General features: G+C 73.8%; 18 protein-coding genes. 7 read left to right on the top strand and 11 right to left on the bottom strand.

The window, feature by feature from the left end; translation table 11 throughout:
* Nucleotides 1-136 precede the first annotated feature (136 nt).
* Together gabD and DT057_RS16680 are read left to right on the top strand one after the other, a co-directional pair.
* A complete protein-coding gene (gene gabD, locus DT057_RS16685) occupies nt 137-1,609 on the top strand; it encodes an NADP-dependent succinate-semialdehyde dehydrogenase (protein WP_128563234.1) in 1,473 nt (490 codons plus the stop codon).
* A gap of 41 nt (nt 1,610-1,650) precedes the next feature.
* Nucleotides 1,651-2,517 carry an NAD(P)-dependent oxidoreductase gene (locus DT057_RS16680; protein ID WP_162501426.1) on the top strand — a complete coding sequence of 289 codons (867 nt, stop codon included), beginning with the start codon at nt 1,651-1,653 and terminating at the stop codon, nt 2,515-2,517.
* A 12-nt stretch (nt 2,518-2,529) separates the two neighbouring features.
* Here the strand turns inward: DT057_RS16680 and DT057_RS16675 are convergent, their stop codons facing one another.
* The gene (locus DT057_RS16675; protein WP_128563230.1) at nt 2,530-4,374 is read right to left on the bottom strand and encodes a methyl-accepting chemotaxis protein; all 1,845 of its coding nucleotides are present in this window, start codon (nt 4,372-4,374) and stop codon (nt 2,530-2,532) included.
* 119 nt (nt 4,375-4,493) lie between these two features.
* Nucleotides 4,494-6,257: a methyl-accepting chemotaxis protein gene (locus DT057_RS16670; protein ID WP_308220166.1), complete on the bottom strand. Its 1,764-nt coding sequence runs from the start codon at nt 6,255-6,257 to the stop codon at nt 4,494-4,496.
* 407 nt (nt 6,258-6,664) lie between these two features.
* Here DT057_RS16670 and DT057_RS16665 point away from each other — a divergent pair, with 407 nt between their 5' ends.
* The 4 genes from DT057_RS16665 to DT057_RS16650 all read left to right on the top strand — a co-directional run bounded on the left by DT057_RS16665 (nt 6,665) and on the right by DT057_RS16650 (nt 11,593).
* Nucleotides 6,665-7,591: an ABC transporter ATP-binding protein gene (locus tag DT057_RS16665; protein ID WP_128563228.1), complete on the top strand. Its 927-nt coding sequence runs from the start codon at nt 6,665-6,667 to the stop codon at nt 7,589-7,591.
* Nucleotides 7,588-8,349 carry an ABC transporter permease gene (locus tag DT057_RS16660; RefSeq protein WP_128563227.1) on the top strand — a complete coding sequence of 254 codons (762 nt, stop codon included), beginning with the start codon at nt 7,588-7,590 and terminating at the stop codon, nt 8,347-8,349. The genes DT057_RS16665 and DT057_RS16660 overlap by 4 nt, the downstream gene beginning before the upstream one ends.
* A 118-nt stretch (nt 8,350-8,467) precedes the next feature.
* Nucleotides 8,468-10,066 carry an ABC transporter substrate-binding protein gene (locus tag DT057_RS16655; protein WP_128563226.1) on the top strand — a complete coding sequence of 533 codons (1,599 nt, stop codon included), beginning with the start codon at nt 8,468-8,470 and terminating at the stop codon, nt 10,064-10,066.
* Nucleotides 10,067-10,186: 120 nt separating this feature from the next.
* Nucleotides 10,187-11,593, top strand: coding sequence for an amidase (locus tag DT057_RS16650; protein ID WP_128563225.1), 1,407 nt, complete (start codon nt 10,187-10,189; stop codon nt 11,591-11,593).
* A gap of 332 nt (nt 11,594-11,925) precedes the next feature.
* Here DT057_RS16650 and DT057_RS16645 read toward each other — a convergent pair whose 3' ends face one another.
* Complete coding sequence (locus DT057_RS16645; protein WP_128563224.1) at nt 11,926-12,489, bottom strand: DNA-3-methyladenine glycosylase; 564 nt, start codon at nt 12,487-12,489, stop codon at nt 11,926-11,928.
* A 335-nt stretch (nt 12,490-12,824) separates the two neighbouring features.
* Between DT057_RS16645 and DT057_RS16640 the strand changes: the two genes are divergently transcribed.
* Entirely contained in the window at nt 12,825-13,631 is an 807-nt protein-coding gene (locus DT057_RS16640) for an enoyl-CoA hydratase/isomerase family protein (RefSeq protein ID WP_128563223.1), read from the top strand.
* A gap of 39 nt (nt 13,632-13,670) precedes the next feature.
* Here the strand turns inward: DT057_RS16640 and DT057_RS16635 are convergent, their stop codons facing one another.
* From DT057_RS16635 to DT057_RS16600, 8 genes are all read right to left on the bottom strand, one after another.
* The gene (locus DT057_RS16635; protein WP_128563222.1) at nt 13,671-14,468 is read right to left on the bottom strand and encodes an SDR family NAD(P)-dependent oxidoreductase; all 798 of its coding nucleotides are present in this window, start codon (nt 14,466-14,468) and stop codon (nt 13,671-13,673) included.
* 74 nt (nt 14,469-14,542) lie between these two features.
* Nucleotides 14,543-15,337 (bottom strand): SDR family NAD(P)-dependent oxidoreductase, encoded by a 795-nt coding sequence (locus DT057_RS16630; RefSeq protein ID WP_128563221.1) that lies wholly within the window; start codon nt 15,335-15,337, stop codon nt 14,543-14,545.
* Between the two features lie 35 nt (nt 15,338-15,372).
* Nucleotides 15,373-16,740, bottom strand: a complete 1,368-nt coding sequence (locus tag DT057_RS16625; RefSeq protein ID WP_128563220.1) for a four-carbon acid sugar kinase family protein — start codon at nt 16,738-16,740, stop codon at nt 15,373-15,375.
* Entirely contained in the window at nt 16,737-18,005 is a 1,269-nt protein-coding gene (locus tag DT057_RS16620) for a ribulose-bisphosphate carboxylase large subunit family protein (protein ID WP_128563219.1), read from the bottom strand. The genes DT057_RS16625 and DT057_RS16620 overlap by 4 nt, the downstream gene beginning before the upstream one ends.
* Nucleotides 18,005-19,024 (bottom strand): TRAP transporter substrate-binding protein, encoded by a 1,020-nt coding sequence (locus DT057_RS16615; RefSeq protein ID WP_128563218.1) that lies wholly within the window; start codon nt 19,022-19,024, stop codon nt 18,005-18,007. Before DT057_RS16615 ends, DT057_RS16620 begins: the two co-directional genes overlap by 1 nt.
* 57 nt (nt 19,025-19,081) lie before the next feature.
* Nucleotides 19,082-20,191, bottom strand: coding sequence for a zinc-binding dehydrogenase (locus DT057_RS16610; protein WP_128563217.1), 1,110 nt, complete (start codon nt 20,189-20,191; stop codon nt 19,082-19,084).
* 28 nt (nt 20,192-20,219) lie between these two features.
* Nucleotides 20,220-21,077 (bottom strand): HpcH/HpaI aldolase/citrate lyase family protein, encoded by an 858-nt coding sequence (locus DT057_RS16605; RefSeq protein WP_128563216.1) that lies wholly within the window; start codon nt 21,075-21,077, stop codon nt 20,220-20,222.
* A complete protein-coding gene (locus tag DT057_RS16600) occupies nt 21,074-22,255 on the bottom strand; it encodes a CaiB/BaiF CoA transferase family protein (RefSeq protein WP_128563215.1) in 1,182 nt (393 codons plus the stop codon). Before DT057_RS16600 ends, DT057_RS16605 begins: the two co-directional genes overlap by 4 nt.
* Nucleotides 22,256-22,498: the final 243 nt, after the last annotated feature.

Here is a 22,498-nt window from a genome sequence, read left to right as displayed (position 1 = left end):
GCGGGCGCATTGCCGCCGGCGCCGCGGCGCCTACAAGTGTCGTCACGGTGCCGCGGCCCGCGAGAGGCCGCACGCAGCGGGGCCGCGCCACGAGGCCGCGGACGACGCGTCGGAGGAGGAACGGGCGATGAGCGTGATGACGATCCAGGGCCGGCCGCAGCCCCTGAAGAAGCCCGGCCTCCTGCGCAACCAGGCCTATCTCGACGGCGCCTTCGTGGACGCGGACGGCGGCGGCACGGTCGCGGTCGACAACCCCGCCACCGGCGAGACCCTCGGCACGGTGCCGAGGATGGGGGCGGCCGAGACCGAGCGGGCCATCGCGGCCGCCGCGGCGGCGCTCCCGGCCTGGCGGGCCCGCACCGCCAAGGACCGCGCCGCGATCCTGCGCCGCTGGTTCACCCTGATCATGGAGAACCAGGAGGACCTCGCCGCCATCATGACGGCCGAGCAGGGCAAGCCGCTCGTCGAGAGCCGCGGCGAGATCGCCTACGCGGCCTCGTTCATCGAGTGGTTCTCCGAGGAGGCCAAGCGCATCTACGGCGACGTCATCCCGGCTCACGGGCCCGACAAGCGCATCGTCGTGATCAAGCAGCCCATCGGCGTCTGCGCGGCGATCACGCCCTGGAACTTCCCGGCCGCGATGATCACCCGCAAGGCCGGCCCGGCCCTCGCGGCGGGCTGCACCATGGTGCTCAAGCCCGCGAGCCAGACCCCGTTCTCGGCCCTGGCGCTCTGCGTGCTGGCCGAGGAGGCCGGCATCCCGAAGGGCGTCCTCTCGTGCGTCACCGGCTCGGCCCAGGCCATCGGCGGGGCGATGACGGCGAGCCCGGTGGTGCGCAAGCTCTCCTTCACGGGGTCGACCGAGATCGGCCGCGAGCTCCTGGCGCAGTGCGCCCCGACCGTGAAGAAGACCTCGATGGAGCTCGGCGGCAACGCGCCCTTCATCGTCTTCGACGACGCCGACCTCGACCTCGCCGTGAAGGGCGCCATCGCGTCGAAGTACCGGAACGCCGGCCAGACCTGCGTCTGCGCCAACCGCATCCTGGTCCAGGACGGCGTCTACGACGCCTTCGCGGAGCGCCTGGCCCGGGCCGTGCAGGCGATGGCGGTCGGCGACGGGTTCGAGGCCGGCACGGTGATCGGCCCGCTGATCGACGCCAAGGCCGTGGCCAAGGTCGAGGAGCACGTCTCGGACGCCCTCGAGAAGGGCGCCCGCATCGTCACGGGCGGCCGGCGCCACGCCCGGGGGGGCAGCTTCTACGAGCCGACCGTGCTCGCCGACACCACCCCGCAGATGCGGATCTTCCGGGAGGAGACCTTCGGGCCGGTGGCGCCGCTGTTCCGCTTCCGCACCGAGGAGGAGGCGGTGGCCCTCGCCAACGACACCGAGTTCGGCCTCGCCTCCTACTTCTACGGCCGCGACATCGGCCGGGTCTGGCGGGTGGCGGAGGCCCTCGATTACGGCATGGTGGGCATCAACGAGGGCATCATCTCGACGGAGGTCGCGCCCTTCGGCGGCGTGAAGGAGAGCGGGCTCGGCCGCGAGGGCTCCCATTACGGCATCGATGACTACCTCGAGATCAAGTACCTGTGCATGGGCGGGATCTGACGGGCCGGCCCGGCCCCGCCCGGACCGAGACGGAGAGCCCCATGAGCGCGCGCATGACCATCGCCATCGTCGCACCCGGTGCGATGGGCAGCGCCGTCGCGCGCCGGGTCGCCGAGCACGGCGGCACGGTCCTGACCTCCCTGGCCGGGCGGGGCGAGGCGTCGCGGCGGCGGGCCGCCGCCGCCGGCATGCAGGAGGCCGGCGACGACGAGATCGTCGCGCGGGCGGCGGTCATCCTGTCGATCGTGCCGCCCGCCGACGCCCTCGCGCTCGCGGAGCGGTTCGCCGCCCCCCTCGCGGCGGCGGCCGGCGCCGGGCCGGTCTTCGTCGACTGCAACGCCGTCGGCGTCGAGACCGTGCGGGCGGCGGGCGAGGCCATCGCCCGGGCCGGGGGGCGCTTCGTGGACGGCGCGATCATCGGCCTGCCGCCGAAGCCCGGGGAGGCGGGGCCGGCCTTCTACCTCTCCGGGCCGGAGGCCGGGGACCTCGGCCTGCTGGCCGGGCTCGGCCTCGCGATCCGCCCGATGGCGGGGGCGCCCGTGGGCGCGGCCTCGGCCCTCAAGCTCTCCTACGCGGGGATCACCAAGGGGCTGACCGCGGTGGCGAGCGCGATGGTGCTGGCCGCCGAGCGGGCCGGGGCCGGGCCGGCCCTGCACGCCGAGCTCGCCCTCAGCCAGCCGGAGCTCCTGGCGCGCTTCGGCAAGACCCTGCCGGACATGTACGGCAAGGCCTACCGCTGGGTGGCCGAGATGGAGGCGATCCGCGACTTCGTCGGCCGGGACTTCCCCGAATCCGCGGTCTTCGCGGGCGCGGCCGGCCTCTACGCGCGGCTCGCCGCCGACGCGGCCGGGCCCCGGGCCGAGACCGGGACGATCGACCGCTTCCTCGGGACGCGCGAGCCGGGGTGAGGCGGCCCGCGCTCAGGACGCGATGGCGCGCGAGGATTCGCGGACCTGGGTGGTGCTGTGGTCGATGTGCTGCGTCGAGCCCGCGATCACCGTGATGTTCTGCGAGATCTCGGAGACGGAGGTGGTCACGAACTTCATCCTGTCCGAGATGTCCCGGGCCACGGCCGCCTGCCGCTCGACCGCGACCGAGATCGTCGCCGAGACCTCGTTCACGCGCGCGATCGTGGCGCCGATCTCCGTGATGGCGTTGGCGGCCTGGGCGGCGACCACCTGCGTCGCGGCGATCTGCGAGCTGATCTCCTCCGTCGCCCGCGCGGTCTGCAGGGCGAGGTTCTTGACCTCGGCGGCCACCACCGCGAAGCCCTTGCCGGCGTGGCCGGCCCGGGCGGACTCGATCGTGGCGTTGAGGGCGAGCAGGTTCGTCTGGGAGGCGATGCCCTCGATCAGGCTGACGATCTCGCCGATCCGCTGGGCCTCCGTGGCGAGGCCGGCCACCACCGTCGAGGTGGCGTTGGCCTGGTCGACGGCCTGCCGGGTGACGTCGAGCGCGTAGTTGACCTGCCGGCTGCTCTCCCCCACCGAGGTCGCGAGCTCGCGCGCGCCCTCCGCCACCGACCGGGCGTTGCCCGACAGGGTGACGGAGGCCTGGGCGGCGATCACGGCCTGCTGGGAGGCCTGCGAGACCGAGCGGGCGATCCCGTCGAGGTCGCCGTCGATGACCTTCTGGAGCGCGTTGCGGCGCATGCGGCTCTCGATCTCGGCGGTGATGTCGCTCGCGAACTTCACCACCTTGAGCAGCTCGCCGGCCCTGTCGCGGATCGGCGTGTAGGTCGCCTGGATCCAGACCTCGCGGCCCTGCTTGCCGACGCGCTTGTACTCGGCCGTCTGGTGCTCGCCCTGCTTCAGCCTCTCCCAGAAGATCCGGTAGGCGCTGCCCTGCTTGTCCTCGTCCCGGAGGAACAGGCTGTGGTGCCGGCCCCGGATCTCCTCCAGCCGGTAGCCGACGAGGGAAAGGAAGTTCTCGTTGGCGGTCAGGATGAGGCCGTCCATGTCGAACTCGATCACGCCCTGCGAGCGGTGCAGGGCGGCGAGCTGGTTCTCGTGGTCGGCGTTGCGACGCTGCTGGGCGGTGATGTCGGTGGAGAACTTGACGATCTTCAGGAGCTTGCCGAAGGCGTCGGTGACCGGGTTGTAGGTCGCCTGGATCCAGACCTCGCGGCCCTCCTTGCCGACGCGCCGGTACTCCGCGGCCTGGTACTCGCCGCGCCTGAGGGCCTCCCAGAACCGCAGGTAGTCGAGGGAGCGGCGCTCGAGCGGCTCGACGAACATGCTGTGGTGCCGGCCCCGGATCTCCTCGAGCCGGTAGCCGACGGCCGAGAGGAAGTTCTCGTTGGCGGTCAGGATGGTGCCGTCGAGGCCGAACTCGATCACGCCCTGCGAGCGGTGCAGGGCGGCGAGCTGGCCCTGGTGGTCGGCCGCGAGGAGCTTCTGCATCGTCACGTCGGTGGCGACCTTGACCACGCCGAAGGGCCGGCCGCCGCGGCCGAGCAGCGGGTTGTAGGTCGCCTGGATCCAGACCTCGCGGCCGCCCTTGCCGATGCGGCGGTACTCCGCAGTCTGGTGCACGCCGCGCTTGAGGGATTCCCAGAACTGCCGGTACTCCTCGCCCTCGCGCTCGCCCGGGGCCAGGAACATGCTGTGGTGGCGGCCCGCGACCTCCTCGGGGCGGTAGCCGAGGATCGACAGGAAGCTCTCGTTGGCCGACACGATCGTGCCGTCGATGCCGAGCTCGATGATGGCCTGGGACCGGTACAGGGCGCTCAGGATCGCGGACGTCTTGCTTGGCTGCAACAGCATGGGACTAGAACCTCTCGGGGTGGGTCGCCGGGGCGCCGATCAGGGCGGTGGGGTCCGGGTCCCCCGCGAGGCCCGTCGCACCGGGGGCCCGGGCGGCGCGGCGCGCCCCCGGGCCGATGTCACGCGGCCGACCGCACTTCCGAGAGGAAGTTCCTGACCGCGGCGTTGAGGCGCTCGGCCTGCATCGACAGCTCCGAGGACGACGCCAGCACCTGCGTCGCCGCCGCGCCCGTGGTCTCGACCGCCTCGGCGACCGCGCCGATGTTGCTCGTCACCTCGCCGGTGCCGGCCGCCGCCTGGGCGACGTTGCGGACGATCTCCTGGGTCGCCGCGCCCTGCTCCTCCACGGCCGCCGCGATCGAGGTCGCGACGCCGTTCATCTCCTGGACCCGGGCCGCGATCGTCTCGATGGCCTGCACGGCGCGGGTGGTCGAGGATTGCACGTCGGCGATCTGGCGGGTGATCTCCTCGGTCGCCCGGGCGGTCTGGCCGGCGAGCTCCTTCACCTCGCTCGCCACCACGGCGAAGCCGCGCCCGGCCTCGCCGGCGCGCGCCGCCTCGATGGTGGCGTTGAGCGCGAGCAGGTTCGTCTGCCCGGCGATGGTCGAGATCATCCCCACCACGTCCCCGATCCGGGCCGCGGTGTTGCTGAGGGCGCGCACCAGGTCGACCGTCTGGCTGACCTCGGCCGCGGCCCTGTCGGCGAGGGTGGCCGAGCTGTCGACCTGGCGGCCGATCTCGTTGATCGAGGTGCCGAGCTCCTCGGCCGCCGTGGCGACCATCTGGACGTTGACCCCGGCCTCCTCGGCGGCGGCGGCGACGGCCGACGAGCGCCCGGAGGTGTGCCGGGCCGTCTCGCTCATGCTCAGGGAGGTCGCCTGGAGCTCCGTGGCGGCGGAGCTCAGGGTCGCGGCGATGCCGCCGACGGCGCCCTCGAACGTGTCGGCGAGCTGGCGCATCACGGCGCGCCGCTGCGCCTCGGCGGCGTCCAGGGTGCGCTTCGCCTCCTCCTCCTGGATGCGGGCTTGGCGCTCCTGCTCGTCGTAGGCGCGCTGGGCCTCGTTGTCCGTCCGGGCCCGCTCCGCCTCGATCTCGAGGGCGCGGGCCTTGCTGGCATTCTCCTTGAACACCTGGACGGCGCTCGCCATGGCGCCGACCTCGTCGCGCCGGCCGATGCCCGGGACCGCCACGTCCAGGTCGCCGTCGACGAGGCGACCCATCGCGGCGGTCATGCCCCGGATCGGGCGGGTGAGGCCGAGATGCAGCATCGCCAGCCCGGCCGCGGCCGTCAGCAGCATCGCGGCGAGGCTCGCGAGGGTGACGAGGCGCGACTGCGCGGCCATGCCGGCCGCGTCCGCCTCGCGCGCCGCCAGGAGCGCCGCCTCCGTGTCGATGATCGTCCGCACCTTGGCCCGGAAGGCGTCCATCACGGCCTTGGCGTTGCCGGTGGCGACGCTCTCCCGCGCCTGCGCGCGGGTCTCGGGCCAGCGCATCAGGTCGATCTCCCGCTCGCCGACCGACTGCGTCCAGGTGCGGGCGACGGCGTCCATGGCGGCGAGGTTCGCCTGCTGGGCCGGGTTGTCGGCCACGAGGGCCCGGATCTTCCCGAGGGCGTCCGCGTAGGCCGCCTGGCCGGACGTGTAGGGCTCCAGGAACGCCTCGTCGGCGGTGATGAGGAAACCGCGCACCGCGGTCTCGCGGTCGATCATCGCGGCCTGGAGGCGCTGCGCCTCGCCGATGACCGCATGGGTGTGGGACACCCACTGGCTGGTCTCCTCGATGACGCCGAGGTTGCGCACCGCGAGCCCGGACCCCGCCAGGCTCACCCCGATGACGAGCGCGAGGGTCGCGCCGATCTTCGTCGCGATCTTTCGATCGGCCATCCACGACATCGTTCAGGATCTCCACTTGCAGCGAGGGCCCGCCGCGCGGGCGGCGTGCGGAAGCATTTGGCCGGACGGGCCCGGAGCGACCCCGACCGGCAGCGTTCTCCACGCCCGCGGCCGTTCGGCCGCAGCACTCCCGGACGCCGCCTTCGGGGCCGCGTCCGGGACAGGCTCGGCGCGAAGGTTCCTGACCCAAGGTCATTAGGCCAAATCTCCGTCACCAAAGCCTTAAAACAGGCAGGCCCGCGAGCCTCCCGCGGGGCCGCCCGCGGGTGCCGCCGGCCGGGCCGGGCGGGGCGCCGCGGCCGCGCCCCCTGCCCGGCGCCGCGGGCCGTGCTACACGACCCGCCCGCCCGGCTCCCGGACGGGACCCGCCCGCCGCACCACATCGCACCCGGGACCTGATGCCGCCCATCATCGCCATCGCGAACCTCGCGAAGACCTACGCCACGGGCTACCACGCCCTGAAGGACGTCTCCCTGGAGATCCGCCAGGGCGAGATCTTCGCCCTGCTCGGGCCGAACGGCGCCGGCAAGACCACGCTGATCAGCATCGTGTGCGGCATCGTCACGCCGAGCGGGGGCCGCGTCACGGTGAGCGGCCACGACATCCTGGACGAGCCCCGCGCCGCCCGCCGGCTCATCGGCCTCGTGCCGCAGGAACTGACCACCGACGCCTTCGAGACCGTGCGGGCCACCGTGGCCTTCAGCCGGGGCCTGTTCGGGCTGAGGGCCGATCCGGGGCGGATCGAGCAGGTGCTGCGCGACCTCTCGCTGTGGGAGAAGCGCGACGCCCGGATCATGACCCTCTCGGGCGGCATGAAGCGCCGCGTCCTCATCGCCAAGGCGCTGGCGCACGAGCCGCGCATCCTCTTTCTCGACGAGCCCACCGCCGGCGTCGACGTCGCGCTGCGCCAGGACATGTGGCGCCTCGTGCGGCGCCTGCGCGAGCAGGGCGTCACCATCATCCTCACCACGCACTACATCGAGGAGGCCGAGGAGATGGCCGACCGCGTCGGGGTGATCGCCCGGGGCGAGATCGTGCTCGTCGAGGAGAAGGCCGAGCTCATGCGCAAGCTCGGCAAGAAGGAGCTCACGCTCCAGCTCCAGGCCCCCCTGGGCGGCCTGCCGGAGGCGCTCGCCGCCTACCCGCTCGCCCTGTCGCCGGACGGGGCTGCCCTGACCTACACCTACGACACCAAGGCGGAGCGCACCGGCATCACGGCGCTGCTCACCGACCTCGCGGCGGCCGGGATCCGCTTCCGCGACCTCCAGACCCGGCAGAGCTCCCTGGAGGACATCTTCGTCGACCTCGTCAGGGAGCGCGCATGAACTGGCCCGCGATCCGCGCCATCTACGGATTCGAGATGGCGCGCACCTGGCGCACGCTGCTCCAGAGCATCGTCGCCCCGGTGATCTCGACCTCGCTCTACTTCGTGGTCTTCGGCGCCGCCATCGGCGGGCGCATCACCACGATCGAGGGCGTGCCCTACGGCGCCTTCATCGTGCCAGGGCTGATCATGCTGACGCTGCTCACCCAGAGCATCGCCAACGCCTCGTTCGGCATCTACTTCCCGCGCTTCTCCGGCACGATCTACGAGATCCTGTCCGCGCCGGTCTCGGCCGTCGAGATCGTCGCCGGCTACGTCGGCGCGGCGGCCACGAAGTCGGTCCTGCTCGGGCTGATCATCCTGGCGACCTCCTGGCTGTTCGTGCCGCTGCGCATCGAGCACCCGCTGTTCATGGTGCTGTTCCTGGTGCTGACCGCCGTCACGTTCAGCCTGTTCGGCTTCGTCATCGGCCTGTGGGCGGACGGGTTCGAGAAGCTGCAGCTCGTGCCGCTCCTCATCGTCACGCCGCTGACCTTCCTGGGCGGCAGCTTCTACGCCATCGACATGCTGCCCCCGGTGTGGCGGGCCGTGAGCCTCCTCAACCCGGTGGTCTACCTGATCAGCGGCTTCCGCTGGAGCTTCTACGGCCGCGCCGACGTCAGCCTGCCCCTGAGCCTCGGCATGGCCCTGGTCTTCCTCGCCGCCTGCCTCGCCGCCATCGCGTGGATCTTCCGCACCGGCTACCGGCTCAAGAGCTGACAGAGAGCCGACGCCGCGCGCCCGGGCTGCCCGGGCGCGCGGGCCGGCGGGGCCGGACTGGCCCGGGATTTGCGGCGGGCCGCGGGCCACGTCCCCCCCGGAGCACGCCGCGCCCCTCATGACCCGCCCGTCCGCCCTGCCCGCCGCCCTCGCCCTCGCCCTCGCGGCCGCCCCCGCCAGCGCCGAGTCGGTGCTGCGCATCGGCATGACCGCCGCCGACACGCCGACCACCACCGGCATGCCGAACAACGGCTTCGAGGGCATGCGCTTCCTCGGCTACCCGATCTTCGAGGGGCTCGTGCTCTGGGACCTGACCCGCACGGACCGGCTCGCCACGGTCAAGCCCGGGCTCGCCGAGCGCTGGGAGCAGGCGGCCGACGACAAGAACACCTGGATCTTCCACCTGCGCGAGGGCGTGAGCTTCCACGACGGCACGCCCTTCGACGCCGACGCGGTGATCTGGAACCTCGACCGCTACTTCAAGCAGGACAGCCCGCAATACGAGCTGCCGGCGGCCGGCATCACCCGGGCTCGGGCGCCCCTCGTCGCGGGCTACCGCAAGGTCGACGCCCGCACGGTGGCGATCACCACCTCGGCGCCCGCCTCCTACTTCCCCTACATGGCGGTCTACATCCTGTTCACCTCGCCGGCCTCGTTCGAGAAGGCGGGCCGCGACTGGGCCAAGGTCGGCACGCTGCCGGCGGCCGGCACCGGGCCGTTCCGCATCACCCGCGTCAGCCCGCGCGAGGCGGTCGACCTCGCCCGCAACGACGGCTACTGGGACAAGGCCCGCATGGCCAAGGTCGACCGGGTGCGGCTGATGCCGATCCCGGAGGCCAATGCCCGCATCGCCGCCCTCCGGGCCGGCCAGGTCGACTGGATCGAGGCGCCAGCGCCCGACGGGATCCCGTCGCTCAAGCAGGCGGGCTTCGTCATCACCACCGGCTCCTACCCGCACGTCTGGCCCTGGTTCTACAACATCGGGGCGGCGGGCAGCCCGCTCAAAGACGTGCGGGTGCGCCAGGCCCTCAACTACTGCGTCGACCGCGAGGGGCTGATCACCTTCCTCAACGGGACCGCCGAGCCGTCGGTGGGCTGGCTCAAGGCGAGCGACCCGAATTTCGGCGCGCCGCAGAACCGCTACCGGCTCGATCCCGCCAGGGGCAAGGCCCTGCTCGCCGAGGCGGGCTACGGGCCGAGGAAGCCCCTCGCCCTGAAGGTGATGGTCTCGACCTCGGGCTCCGGCCAGATGCAGCCGCTGCCGATGAACGAGTTCCTGCAGGAGAACCTCAAGCAGACCTGCGACGTCGACATCACCTTCAACGTCGTCGAGTGGCAGGTCCTGCTCAACGCCGGGCGGGCCGCGCCCGACGCGCCGACGCTCCAGGGCGCGAACGCCCTCAACGTCAGCTCGCCCTCCTCCGACGTCGCCGTGATGGCGCGCTACTTCTCCTCGGCCAACATCTCGCCGAAGGGCTTCAACTTCGAGCAGTGGAAGGACGACGTCTTCGACGCCTCCCTGCGGACGCTCGCCGAGGCGACCGACCCGGAGACCATCGCCACGGCCACCCGGGCCGCGCACGAGCGGCTGGTCGACGACCCGCCCTGGCTCTACATCGTGCACGACCTCAACCCGCGGGCGATGTCGCCCAAGGTGAAGGGCTTCGTGTCGCCCCAGTCGTGGTTCGTCGACATGACCCTGGTCAGCGTGCCGTAGGGCAGCGCCCGATCGCGCTGCACTCGGACGCCGCTCCAGGTCGTTGGTTTTGCCGCATCTTCTCCGACGAACCGGGACCCACTTCGTCGGAGAACGCTCGAGGACGAGGCCCCCCACCCGATGACCGACGCGTTCGCGCACGACACCGACCCCGCGCTGCTGCCGGCGCGCCCGCTCGCCCGCGCCATCGCGGAGCGCCGGCTCTCGCCGGTCGACGCCGTCGAGGCGCTGCTCGCCCGCATCGGGCGGCTCGAGCCCCGGCTGCGAGCCTTCGTGGAGGTCTACGCCGACGACGCGCGGCTCGCCGCCGAGGGCGCCGACAGGGCGATCCGCTCCGGCCACGCGGTCGGGCCGCTCCACGGCGTGCCGGTGGCGCTCAAGGACCTGATCGACCTCGAGGGCCGGGTCACCACGGGCGGCTCCGCCCATTTCCGCGCGCGCCGCGCCGCGCGGACCGCCACCATCGCCCGGCGCCTGATCGCCCAGGGCATGATCGTGCTCGGCAAGACCCACACGGTCGAGTTCGCCCTCGGCGGCTGGGGCACCAACCAGCACATGGGGACGCCCTGGAACCCCTGGGACCTCGCCCATCCCCGCACTCCGGGCGGGTCGAGCAGCGGCTCGGGCGTCGCGGTCGCGGCCCGGATGGCGCCCTGGGCCATCGGCACCGACACCGGTGGCTCGGTGCGCCTGCCCGCCTCGTTCTGCGGCCTCACGGGGCTCAAGGTCACGATCGGCCGGGTCAGCACCGCCGGCATCGTGCCGCTCTCCTCCACCCTCGACACGCCCGGCCCCATGGCCCGCACCGTCGAGGACGCGGCGCTGCTCTACACGATCCTGTCGGGCCCCGATCCCCTCGACCCCAACACCCGCGGGATCGAGCCCCTCGACCCCCTGCCCACGCTCCACCGCGGCGTGCGCGGCCTGCGGCTCGGCCGCATGCCGGCGGCCGAACGGGCGGGCGTCTGCGACGAGATGCTGGCGGCCTACGACGGCGCCCTGGCGGTGCTGGAGCGGCTCGGCGCCGAGGTGGTGGACGTCGCGCTGCCGTTCCGCTTCGTGGACCTCGTCGCCGCCTCGGCCATCGTCCAGGCGGAATCCTACTTCTTCAACGGCGCCCTGTCGGAGGACCGCAGCCTCAGCCTCGACGAGGACGTGCGGCTGCGCACGCTCGCCGGGGCCGGCGTCACGGCGCAGGAGTACCTGCGCACCCGGCGCATGCAGCAGGAGATGAAGGCGGCCTTCGCCCAAGCGATGGAGGGCATCGACGCGCTGCTCACCCCGACCACCGAGACGGCGGCGATCCGCCTCGACGCCGTCGACCAGGCGGTGGTGCCCTCGCGCTTCACCCGCTTCGGCAACCTCCTCGAGCTCTGCGCCCTGGCGCTGCCCGACGGCTTCACCGCCGGCGGCCTGCCGCTCTCGCTCCAGATCGCCTGCCGGGGCTACGACGAGGCGACGGCGCTGCGCATCGGGCAGGCCTACCAGCAGGCGACGGAGTGGCACCTGCGGGCGCCGGAACTCTAGGACGCGCCGCCACGCGGGCACCGGCCGGCGCGGGGGTGCGCGTCACAACGAAGACCTCGTGAACGTCCTCTCGATGACCGCGGGGGCGTCCGACCGGGAGCGTGCGTTCAACGCCCGAGGACCGGGCGCCTTCCACCCCTCAGGCAGTCCTTCCGCGGCTCGACCTAGTGCCTCTCGCCGCGTCGGGACGCACGGGGATCGCCCGGCAGGGCGCCCGCCCGCCGTCGAAGGGCCGCGCCGTGTCGCCGGGCGGGCCTCGACACGGCAGCGGATCCGGTCCGGGCCCCCGAGGACCGGCCGCACGGCCCCGCCGGCGGGCCGCGGCCGGGCGCTCAGCCGGCCGGGCGGGCCCGGGCGGGCGGGCGGCTCACGAAGGCGGAGCCGGCGAGGAGGAAACGCCAGGGCGTCTCGGCCCCGCGGCTGATGCCGATCCGGGAACAGGCCGTGACGACGGCCGGGCCGTCCCGCGCCTCGAGCCGGAACGGCGCGCGGTCGAGCGGCCATCCGTCGTGCTGCCCGGTGAGGCCGAGGGCCTGGCAGAGGCGGCCCGGACCCGCGCAGAGGAGGCGCGGACCGGCGCCGCCCCGGCGCGCCCGCATCGCCGCGAGGCCGTCCGTCGGCGCGAGCGCCCGGACGAGGACGGCGCTCCCGGGCTCGCAGACGACGTTGAAGCACCAGTGCAGGCCGTAGGACCTGTAGACGTAGGCGTGCCCCGGCGCCCCGAACATGCTGGCGTTGCGCCGCGTCGGACCGGCGAAGCTGTGCGAGGCCGGATCGGACCGGTCGTAGGCCTCGGTCTCCACGACGAGGCCGCCCACCCCGTCGACGAGGAGGCGGGCCCCGATCAGGTCGGGGGCGACGCGCGGGGCGGGGCGGGCGAAGAACGACGGGTCCATGGACCTCCGGGGGGGCGACAGGGCCGGCCCGGCGCTCCGGGGCTCCAGGGGGCGGGACCGGCCGTCGTGGCGGCGGCCTCCGGGAGGCCGGCCGCGTCGCGGGCCATGCGGAGATCCTCCCCGCGGGGCGGCGGGAATCGTTCCGCCGGAACGATACCGCATGGTTTCGATCGACGGCAGCCCCGAACCGCATCCCCGATCCAAGCCCGCTTGCGTTGGACACGCACCGCCCCAGCGGCGCCGCGGCCGCCCGGGGCAGGCGGGGCGCGCGGCGGGGACGCGCCTTGACCCCCGCGCGCGATCGGTGGTGTGAAGCGCCGCGCGGAGGATCCCCCATGGCGAGCGGCAGCGAGAGCACGGCACCGGTCCTGACCACGGAGGGGCCGGTCGCGACCGTGCGCCTCAACCGGGCGCACCACCTGAACCGCATCGAGCCGGAGGACCTGGCGGCGCTGCACGCGATCCTCGACCGCGTCGAGGCGGCGCCGGCGCTGCGCGTGCTCGTGCTGACCGGCACCGGGCGCGCGTTCAGCTCCGGCTACCACCTCGGCGACATCGCGGCCCGCAACGCGGCGGGGCCCGCCGGCGACCCGCCCGCCGACGCGCCGAGCTTCGAGGGGCTGGCGAACCGCCTCGAGGACCTGGCCGTCCCGACGATCTGCCGGCTCAACGGTCCCGTCTACGGCGGCGCCACCGACCTGGCGCTTGCCTGCGACTTCCGCATCGGGGTCGAGACCTGCGAGATGTTCATGCCGGCCGCGCGCCTCGGCCTGCACTACTACGCGGGCGGCCTCGTCCGGTTCGTCACGCGGCTCGGCCCGGACGCCGCCAAGGCGCTGTTCCTGACCGCCCGGACCCTCGACGCCGCGCAGATGCTGCGCATCGGCTACCTCACCGAGGCGGTCCCGGCCGACCGGCTCGACGCCGCCGTCGCGGCCCTGGCCGGCACCCTCGCGGCGAACGCCCCGACGGTGACGCGGGGCATGAAGCGCACGATCAACGAGATCGCCCGGGGGACCCTCGACGCCGCCGCCGCCGACCGGCGCCACCGCGACAGCCTGCAGGGACCCGAGGTGCGGGAGGGCGTGCGCGCCTTCGCGCAGAAGCGCCCGCCCGTCTTCGACGACCCGGCGCCCGGCTGAAGGCCCGCCCCGCCCGCCGCCCGGGCGATCCCCCTCCCCTCAGGCGGCGCGCACGTGCATGCCGCCGTCCACCACGAGCTCGATGCCGTTGATGTACTTCGCGTCGTCGGAGGCGAGGAAGACCGCCGCGTTGGCGATGTCCCACGCATCGCCCATCCGGCCGGTCGGCGAGGCGGCGTGACGGGCCGCCACCATCTCGTCGCGCGCGCCGTAGAAGCCGGAGATCTGCTGGTAGATGTGCGGCGTGTCCATCAGGCCCGGGAGGATGCAGTTCGCCCGGATGCCCTTCGCCGCGTACGCGATGGCGATGCCCTTGGTGAACTGGTTCACCGCGCCCTTCGAGGCGTAATAGGCCGAGTAGTTGTAGCCGGTCCAGCGGATGCTGGCGAGGGACGAGATGTTCAGGATCGCGCCGCGCCCCTGCGCCTCCATCAGCGGCAGGACGCACTTGCAGGTCAGGAACATGCTCTTGACGTTCACCGTCATGACCCGGTCCCAGACCTCCTCGCTGGTCTCGACCGGGCCGCCCTGGGAGGTGATGCCGACGTTGTTGTGGAGGATGTCGACGCGCCCGAAGCGCGCGACCGCGGCCGCGACCGCGTCCTCGACCTCCTGGAGGCGGGTCACGTCGGCGGCGACCCGGAGCGCCGCCCCGCCCTCGTCCTCGATGATGCGGCAGGTCGCGGCGGCGGCCTCCGCGTTCCGGTCGACCGCCACCACGGCGGCGCCCGCCCGGGCGTAGGCCACGGCCGCCGCCTTGCCGTTGCCCCAGCCCTCGCCGACCGACCCGGCCCCGAACACCAGGGCGACCCGCCCCTCGAGCTTCCTGTCCGCCATCGCTTCCTCCACCGGTTGGGATCCTGGCCTCGGGACGCCGCGGGGCCTTGCGCGCCGCCGCCCGCCCGCGGCGCCTACGCGCCGGAGGGCAGCGGGTACATCAGGCCGGCCGATCCGAAGCCGCCGTCGACGTTCAGGGTGTGGCCGTTGACGTAGTCGCTGTCGCCCGAGGCCAGGAAGACCGCCGCGTGGGCGATCTCGGTCACGTCGCCGTAGCGGCGCTGGGGCGTCAGGAACAGGTAGGCGTCGCGGGTGCCGCCCGCCGCGTGGACGATCGTCGAGAGCGCGGTGTCGATGGGCCCGGGCGCGATGGCGTTGACGTTGATGCCCCGCGCCGCGAGCTCCGTCGCCATGACGCGGGTCAGGAGTTCCAGCCCGGCCTTCGAGGCGCCGTAGCCGGCGCGGCCCATGCCGCCGCGCTGGCCCGACAGGGACACGATGTTGATGATCTTGGACCGGCGCTCCGGCGCGGGCGCCTGCGCCAGCATCTGGCGGGCCGCCGCCTGGCCGCACAGGAAGGCGCCGGTCAGGTTGATCCTGAGGCTGCGCTCGAAATCCTCGAGCTTGAAGTCCACGAACGGCGCGTTGATGCCGATCCCGGCGTTGTTGACGAGGATGTCGAGCCGGCCGTGGCGCCCGACCACGGCCGCGAAGGCGTCCGCGACGCTCGCGGCGTCGCCCACGTCGAGGCGGACGGCCTCGGCGGCGTGCCCGGCCCGGGCGAGCTCCGCCGCCGCCGCCTCGGCCCGGTCCGCGACCACGTCGCTGAGGACGACGGTCGCCCCCTCGCGCGCGAAGGCCGTCGCGATGGCGAGGCCGATGCCCTGCCCGGAGCCCGTCACGAGGGCCGTGCGTCCGCTGAGCTTCATGAATCGTCTCCCCGCGTTGCTCGGGCCGGCGGGCCTCACCCGGAGTGCCCGGCCCGGACCCTGTCGAAGAAGTCCGCCCCGCCCATCTGGCCGCCCTTGAGGGCGATCTCGACGCCGTCGAGGGCGCGGCCGGCGGCGTGCATCCGGCACAGGGGCACGCCCGGGGCGAGGCGCGCCGCGACCGCGAGCGCGTCGGGGGCGAGGACCTGGACGGCCTGGCTCGCGGTGTCGCCGCCGGCGACGACGAGGCGGCCGAGCCGGGCCCGTGCCTGGACGGCGGCGAGGACGCCGCCGAGCGCCCGGCCGAGCCGGCGGCCGGTCGAGGAGGGATCCTCGCCCGGGAAGGCCGCCCGCAGGGCCGCGATGCGCGGGTCGTCCGGCCCCCGGACCGTGTGGAGGATCACGCTGCGGCCGGCCGCGAGGCTCCCGCAGGCGGCGTCCGCGAGGGCGCCGGCGGCCGCCTCGTCCGTCAGGAGGGCGCGGGCGTCGACCGGCACCCCGACGAACCCGGCCGCGACGGCGCCGTCGATCTGCGCCGCCGTCAGGCGGGAGGCGCTGCCCGACACCGCGAGCAGGCGGTCGACGGGGGCGAAGCGGGCGAAGGCCTCGGGCGCGGCCGCCGGCGCCCCGCGTCCCCACCACTGCGTGAGCGCGGATTCGACGCCCGACCCGCCCACGACGAAGAGCGGCCCCGCGCGCTCCGCCGCGTCGAGCAGGAGGCCGCCGACCTCGGTCAGGTGGGCCTCCGAGCCGGCGTCGATCAGGATCGCGTCGGGCCCGCGCGCCGCGAGCGCCGCGAAGGCCTCCCGCGCCGCCGCCGCGCCGCGCTCCAGGTCCGGGTAGCCGAGGCTCGCGATGGCGAGCGGGGCCTGCGCGGCGATGTGGCGGGCGAGGTCGCCCTCCCGCATCGGCGTCACCGGATGGACGCTCATGATCGGGTGGCGGTCGATCCGGTGGACCGCGCCGTCCGTTCCCGAGCGGGCGAAGAGGTTGCCGAACAGGCAGTAGCGGGCGAGCGCCGGGGTGCCGCCGACGATGGGCGTGCTCGGATTGCGGAAGATCCCGCGCGCGATGGCGATGACGCGCCCGATGCTGCCGGTCTCCGGGCTGCTGTCGAAGGTCGAGCAGGTCTTGTAGTGGACGATGGCGGCGCCGACGTCGCGCAGGGCCTCGAGGATGCCCGGCATGGCGGCCTCGAGGTCCGGCGTGCCCATGCCCCGGCTGTCCCCGGCGACGCCGATCGCGTCGAGGGCGGGGAAGCGCGCCAGCGTCGCGGGCGTCGGCGGCGCCAGGAACAGCGCCGTGCGCAGGCCCGCGAAGGCCAGCACCTCGAGGGCGTCGGTCGAGCCCGTGAAGTCGTCCCCGTAGAAGACCAGCCGGGGCGCGCCGGGAGGGCCGGTCATGCGCGGCCGCCGTAATGGGCGAGGGCCGCCGCCAGGGCGGGCCGGTCCTTGGCGTAGGTCGCGAGGTCGATCCCCTGGACGGCGGCCTCCCAGGCCTCGCGCAGGCTCGCGACGCCCGCCGCGACGCCGTCGGGATGGCCGATGATCCCGCCCCCGGCGAGGTAGAGCAGGTCGGTGCTGCCGAGCGCCCGGAAGGTGTCGGGCGCCTGGCCGGCCCACTGGCCCGAGGAGAAGACCGGCATCACCGGCGCGAGCCCCGGCTCGGGCCGCAGGCAGGCGCGGGCGGCGTCGATCACGCTCTCGTCCGGCTCCCAGAACTTGTTGCGCAGGCCGTTGACGTGGATCTGGTCGACGCCCGCCAGGCGCCAGAGCTTCTGGTAGGCCGGGAACGAGAAGCCGAGGGCGGGATGCCGGGTCATGAGGCCCCAGCCGTTGCGGTGGCCGTGCAGGGGCAGCGCGGCGTGGCGCCTCAGGTCCTCGACGCCCGAGAACCCGACCCAGTTGAGGCTCACCATCACGCAGGTGCCGCCGGCCTGCGCCACGGCGTCGTGGCGCCGGCGCATCTCGTCGACGGAGCCCGAGATGTTGATCGCGTACATCGGCGGGCGCCCGCGCCGGTCGGCGTGGCGCGCGATCACCGGCATCACCGCGGCGAGCCGCGCCTCGAACGGCGCGTAGGGCGGGTCGCCGATGAGCTCGTCGTCCTTGATGAAGTCGAGGTCGGCCGCGCAGAGCGCGTCGACGAGGCTCGCGGTCTCCTCCGGCGAGAGCCCGATGCTCGGCTTGATGATGGTCCCGAGGAGCGGGCGGCCGTGCACGCCCGCCGCCTCGCGCGTGCCCGTGACGCCGAAGCGGGGCCCCGCGAACTGGCCGGCGTAGTCCGCCGGCAGGTCGAGGTCGAGGAGCCGCGCCCCGGTGATCTCGCCGAGCTCGAAGAGGTTGCCGGCGACCGTCGCGAGGAGGTTCGGCAGGTTGCGGCCGACATTGGCGACCGGGAAGGCGATCTCGATCACCCCGGCCCGGTAGGGGCCGGCGACGCCCCGGCGGGCGTCCTGGGCGCTCGCGAGGGACGGCGCGTCCCGCGCGTCGCCCGGCTCGACCGAGACGACACGCGCCCGGGAGCGCTCCTTCAGGAGGTCGGTCTCCCCCGGCAGGGCCAGGAACGTGCCGCTCGACTGCTCGCCGGCGATGATCTCCGCCGCCTTCTCGAGGGGCGCCGCGCTCTCGATCCAGTAGCGCGCGCGGAACTCGGCCCGGCCGGCCATCAGCCGAGCTTCCCGGCCGCGGCCTCGAGGAGGCCCATGGATTCGTCGCCGAACTTCTTGCGCCACTCGGCGTAGAAGCCGGACTTGCGCAATTCCTCCTTGAAGGGCGCGGTGTCGACGTCGTTGAAGGCGAGCCCCTTCGCGGTCAGCTCCTCGCGCAGGCCGGCGTTCAGCCGCGCCACGTCCTGGCGCTCCCCCAGGCAGGCGGCGTTGACGTTGCGGGCGAACATGTCCTTGAGGTCGGGCGTGAGCTGGTTCCAGGCGCGGCGGTTGATCAGGAACCACCAGCCGTCCCACATGTGGTTCGTGACCGAGCAGAACTTCTGGACCTCGTAGAGCTTCGCCGTGTTGATGATGACGGGCGGGTTCTCCTGCCCGTCGACGACCCGGGTCTGCAGGGCGGAGTAGACTTCCGCGAAGTTGAGGCTGGTGGGCGCCGCGCCGAGGGACTTGAAGAGCGAGGTCCACAGGGCGCTCACCGGCACCCGGACCTTGAGCCCCTGGAGGTCCTTCGGCTCCCGGACGGGCCGCACGCTGTTGGTGATCTGCCGGAAGCCGTTGTCCCAGATCCGCTCCATGACGACGAAGCCGGCCTTCTCGATCTGGCCGCGCAGGTGCGCGCCGAGCGGGCCGTCCATGGCGCGCCAGACCGCGGCGTAGTCCGGGAAGGCGAACCCGAGGCCGTAGATCGAGGAGGTCGGGATGATCGTCGAGAGGACGTTGACGCCGGAGAGGGCGAAGGATTCGAGCGCCCCGGAGCGCAGCTGCGAGAGCATGTCGCTCTGGCCGCCGAGCTGGTTGTTCGCGAAGATCTGAAGCTCGACGCGGCCGTTGCTCTCCTGGCTGATCGCCTCGGCGGCCTTGCGGGCGTGGACGTTGATCGGGTGGGTGTCGGGCACGTCCGTCCCGAGCTTGAAGACGAACTCGGCCGCGCGGGCGCGGCGCAGCGGCACGCCGAGGCCCGCCAGGGCGGCGCCGGCGGTGCCGACGAGGCGGCGGCGTGTCAGGGTCGTGGTCATGGTTTCCTCCAGTCCGGCTCGGCTGTTGTTCTGGCCGGTGCGGGCGCGGTCGCGCCGCTACAGCTCGATGATCGGCTTGATCTCCTCGAAGGCCTTCATGCGCGCGAGGGCGACGTTGACGTCGTCGAGCTTGTAGCGATTCGTGACCATGCGCCCGAAGGGGATGTCGGCGACGTGCCTCGAGACGAAGTCGAGCGCCTTCCAGTAGGCCTTGGCCTGGCCCGAGAACGAGCCGAGGACCCGCAGGTTCTTGCTCACGATGAGCGACGGCTTGATCGTCGTGGTGCCCTGGCCGAGCTGGCCGACCACGACGTAGCGCCCGCCCCGGCGGGCGAGGTCGAGGCCCTCCGCGAAGGCGTCGGGGTGGCCGGTGAACTCCATCACGATGTCGGCGCCGCGCCCGTCGCTCAGGGCGCGCACGCGCTCGAGCCGCTCCTCGTGCGAGGTGCGCTCGACCGACAGGGTCTCGTCGGCCCCGAAGTCGCGCGCGAGGTCGAGGCGCGCGTCGGGCGCGCCGAGGGCGATCACGCGCCGGGCGCCCGCGATCCTGGCCACCGCCGTCGCGAGGAGGCCCAGGGGGCCGACGCCCTGGATCACCACCGTGTCGGCGGTCCCGACGCCCTCGAGCACGTCGAAGGCGTTCATCACCGAGCGGAACGCGCAGCTCGCCATGCTGGCGAGCTCGTTGGGGACGTTGTCGGGCACCCGGACGCGCCCGGAATCCGGCATCACGTAGCCGTACTCGGCGAAGCCCCCGAGGAGGTGCGGGAAGACCTCCATGCACTCGTACATGTACTTGCGACTGTGCTGGCACAGGGTGGGCTCGCGCGCCACCGTGCAGAAGAAGCAGCGGCCGCAGGAGGTGTGCGTCCAGGTGATGCGGTCGCCGACGCGCAGGTCCTGCCCGATCGAGTCCCGGTCCGCTCCCGGCCCCATGGCGACGATGCGGCCCACCATCTCGTGCCCGATGATGACCGGCAGGTCGACCTTGAGGGCGAGCGAGCCCTGCCAGAGGTGCACGTCGGTGCCGCAGATCGAGCAGGTCTCGATCTTGGTGAGGAGGGCACCGGGCTCCAGCTCCCGGGGGATCGGCACCTCCTCGATGCAGACCGGCGCCTTGAACTGCCGGACCACGGCGGCGCGGCTGGCGCTTGGAATTCCCTTCATGGCGGACCCTTCTCGAGCGGTGGCGGCGTCAGGACGCGTCGGCCATGGCGAGCACGCGCCGCGCCAGCTTCAGGTGGGCGATGTCGACCATCCGGCCGTCGAGGGTCGCCACGCCGGCGGCCCGGCCCTCGCCCAGGAGGTCGATCACCTGGCGCGCCCAGCGCAGGCGCTCGGGCGAGGGCGTGAAGGCCTCGGCGACCGGGGCGAGCTGGTCCGGGTGGATGCAGAGCTTGCCCGAGAACCCGTCCGCCGCCGCGGCCGCGGATTCGCGCCGCAGGCCCTCCGGGTCGCGGGGATCGGGCCAGGGCGTGTCGATGGCCGGCACGCCCGCCGCCGCGGCCGCCGTGAGGAGCGCGGCGCGGCCCGCCGCGATCGGGGCCGCGTAGGCGCCGTCGGGACGCCGCGGCGCGATGCCGAACTCCCCCGACAAATCCTCCGCGCCGAAGCACAGGGCCCGCAGCCGCGGGGTCACCCCGGCGTAGGACAGGCTCCCGAGGGAGGCCGCGGTCTCCGTCGCGAGGGCGAGCACGCCGACGCGCCCGGCCGGGATGCCGGCCTGGGCCTCGAGGACGTCGATCTGGTGGGCGAGGGCCAGGAGGTCGGCGGCGCCGGCGCATTTCGGCAGCAGGATCGCGGCCGGGCGCAGGGGCACGATCGCGGCGAGGTCGTGCAGGTACCATTCCGTGTCGCGCGGGTTGATCCGCACGATCAGGCGGTCCGGGTGCGCGCGCAGCACCGCGGCCGCGGCAGCGCGGCCCTCGGGCTTGGCGGGCGCCGCGACGCTGTCCTCGAGGTCGAGGATGACGGCGTCGGCCCCCGAGGCGAGGGCCTTCTCGGCCTTGCGCGGCGAATCGGCCGGCGCGAACAGCAGGGTCCTGAGCCTCATCGGGTCTCCTCTCGGGCCTCCGCGAGCGCGCCGCGGATCGCCGCCTCGTCCTGGCCGAGGGCGGGCGCCAGGCGCCGGATGCGCCCCGGGGTCAGGGACAGCCGCGGGAAGGGGGCGTGCATGGGCAGCGGGCCGACCTCCGGGTCGTCGACGTCGACGAGCACGCCGCGCCCGCGCACGTGCGGGTCGTCCGCGAATCCGGCCGGATCGTAGACCGGCCCGACCGTCACCTCCTGGCGCTCGAAGTAGGCGAGGTTCTCCGCGAGGTCGCGCGCGCCGATGAAGCCGCCGATGATCGCGTCGACCGCGTCGACGTTGTCGAGCCGGGCCGAGTTGGTGGCGAAGCGCGGATCGGCGATCATGTCGGGCCGGCCTATGGCGGCGAAGAGCCTCGCCGCCATGTCCTGGGTCGAGGCCGACAGGGCGATCCACTGGTCGTCCCGGGTGCGGTAGACGTTGCGCGGCGCCGTGATGCTGACGCGGTTGCCGAGGCGCGACGGCGAGCGCCCGGTCAGGCGGTGGATCGCGGCGTCGGGGCCGAGGGTGGCGTGGAGCGGCTCGAGGAGCGAGAGGTCGACGACCTGGCCCCGGCCCCCCGGCTGCTCGGCGACCCGCAGGGCCACCAGGGTGGCGAAGGCGCCCGAGAGCCCCGCCACCATGTCGGCGAGGGCGAGGTTCGGCAGGGCGGGCGGCTTGTCGGCGAAGCCGTTCTTGGCGGCGAACCCGCTCATCGCCTCGATGAGCGAGCCGAATCCGGGCCGCTCGGCGTAGGGCCCGGTCTGGCCGAAGCCGCTCACCCGCACGACGACGAGCTTCGGGTTGAGCGCGTGGAGGATGTCGGGCCCGAGGCCCGCCGCCTCCATGGTGCCGGGCCGGAAGCCCTCGATCAGCACCTGCGCGCCCGGCACGAGGGCGCGCAGCGTCGCCTTGCCGTCGGGGCTGCGCAGGTCGAGGCGCATGCTGCGCTTGTTGCGGCTGTAGACCTTCCACCAGGCCGAGACGCCCTCTTCCTGCCAGTGGCGCAGCGGGTCCCCCTTGTCGGGCTCGAGCTTGATGACGTCCGCGCCGAAATCGGCGAGCTGCAGGCTCAGCATGTTGCCGGCCACCAGGCGGGACAGGTCGAGGACCCGGACGTCGGCGAGCGGGCCCGGAGCAGCCGCCTCGAGGGGGGCGCCCATCAGCCCGCCCTCCGGCCGGACGGCCGGTCGCGCAGCGGCCGGGACGGGCGTCGATCGCGGATGGCCATGTCTCCCTCCCTCGCCGGGCCCGTCTCGAGCGGGCTCCCGGGCCGGTGCCGGACGGGCGCCCGGCGCTTCGCCGGCCCCCGCGGCGGGCCCGCGGCGGGCCTGACCCGCGGGGGTCCGTCCGGGCCCAGAGTGGCGGGGGCCGGGTCCCTAATCTAATCGTTTTGTCCGTGGGGG

This window comes from Methylobacterium crusticola, from assembly GCF_003574465.1.
In the GTDB taxonomy this organism is placed as follows: Bacteria; Pseudomonadota; Alphaproteobacteria; order Rhizobiales; family Beijerinckiaceae; genus Methylobacterium; species Methylobacterium crusticola.
The sequence above is the reverse complement of the archived record's forward strand: the minus strand, read 5'-3'. Positions and strand labels throughout refer to the sequence as shown.

Coding starts and splice junctions, on each gene's coding strand:
- DT057_RS16675 (WP_128563230.1), bottom strand. CDS start 4,374: ATGCTGTTGCAGCCAAGCAAGACGTCCGCGATCCTGAGCGCCCTGTAC.
- gabD (WP_128563234.1), top strand. CDS start 137: ATGACGATCCAGGGCCGGCCGCAGCCCCTGAAGAAGCCCGGCCTCCTG.
- DT057_RS16670 (WP_308220166.1), bottom strand. CDS start 6,257: ATGGCCGATCGAAAGATCGCGACGAAGATCGGCGCGACCCTCGCGCTC.
- DT057_RS16665 (WP_128563228.1), top strand. CDS start 6,665: ATGCCGCCCATCATCGCCATCGCGAACCTCGCGAAGACCTACGCCACG.
- DT057_RS16635 (WP_128563222.1), bottom strand. CDS start 14,468: ATGGCGGACAGGAAGCTCGAGGGGCGGGTCGCCCTGGTGTTCGGGGCC.
- DT057_RS16615 (WP_128563218.1), bottom strand. CDS start 19,024: ATGACCACGACCCTGACACGCCGCCGCCTCGTCGGCACCGCCGGCGCC.
- DT057_RS16610 (WP_128563217.1), bottom strand. CDS start 20,191: ATGAAGGGAATTCCAAGCGCCAGCCGCGCCGCCGTGGTCCGGCAGTTC.
- DT057_RS16600 (WP_128563215.1), bottom strand. CDS start 22,255: ATGGGCGCCCCCCTCGAGGCGGCTGCTCCGGGCCCGCTCGCCGACGTC.
- DT057_RS16650 (WP_128563225.1), top strand. CDS start 10,187: ATGACCGACGCGTTCGCGCACGACACCGACCCCGCGCTGCTGCCGGCG.
- DT057_RS16620 (WP_128563219.1), bottom strand. CDS start 18,005: ATGGCCGGCCGGGCCGAGTTCCGCGCGCGCTACTGGATCGAGAGCGCG.
- DT057_RS16655 (WP_128563226.1), top strand. CDS start 8,468: ATGACCCGCCCGTCCGCCCTGCCCGCCGCCCTCGCCCTCGCCCTCGCG.
- DT057_RS16640 (WP_128563223.1), top strand. CDS start 12,825: ATGGCGAGCGGCAGCGAGAGCACGGCACCGGTCCTGACCACGGAGGGG.
- DT057_RS16660 (WP_128563227.1), top strand. CDS start 7,588: ATGAACTGGCCCGCGATCCGCGCCATCTACGGATTCGAGATGGCGCGC.
- DT057_RS16605 (WP_128563216.1), bottom strand. CDS start 21,077: ATGAGGCTCAGGACCCTGCTGTTCGCGCCGGCCGATTCGCCGCGCAAG.
- DT057_RS16630 (WP_128563221.1), bottom strand. CDS start 15,337: ATGAAGCTCAGCGGACGCACGGCCCTCGTGACGGGCTCCGGGCAGGGC.
- DT057_RS16625 (WP_128563220.1), bottom strand. CDS start 16,740: ATGACCGGCCCTCCCGGCGCGCCCCGGCTGGTCTTCTACGGGGACGAC.
- DT057_RS16680 (WP_162501426.1), top strand. CDS start 1,651: ATGAGCGCGCGCATGACCATCGCCATCGTCGCACCCGGTGCGATGGGC.
- DT057_RS16645 (WP_128563224.1), bottom strand. CDS start 12,489: ATGGACCCGTCGTTCTTCGCCCGCCCCGCCCCGCGCGTCGCCCCCGAC.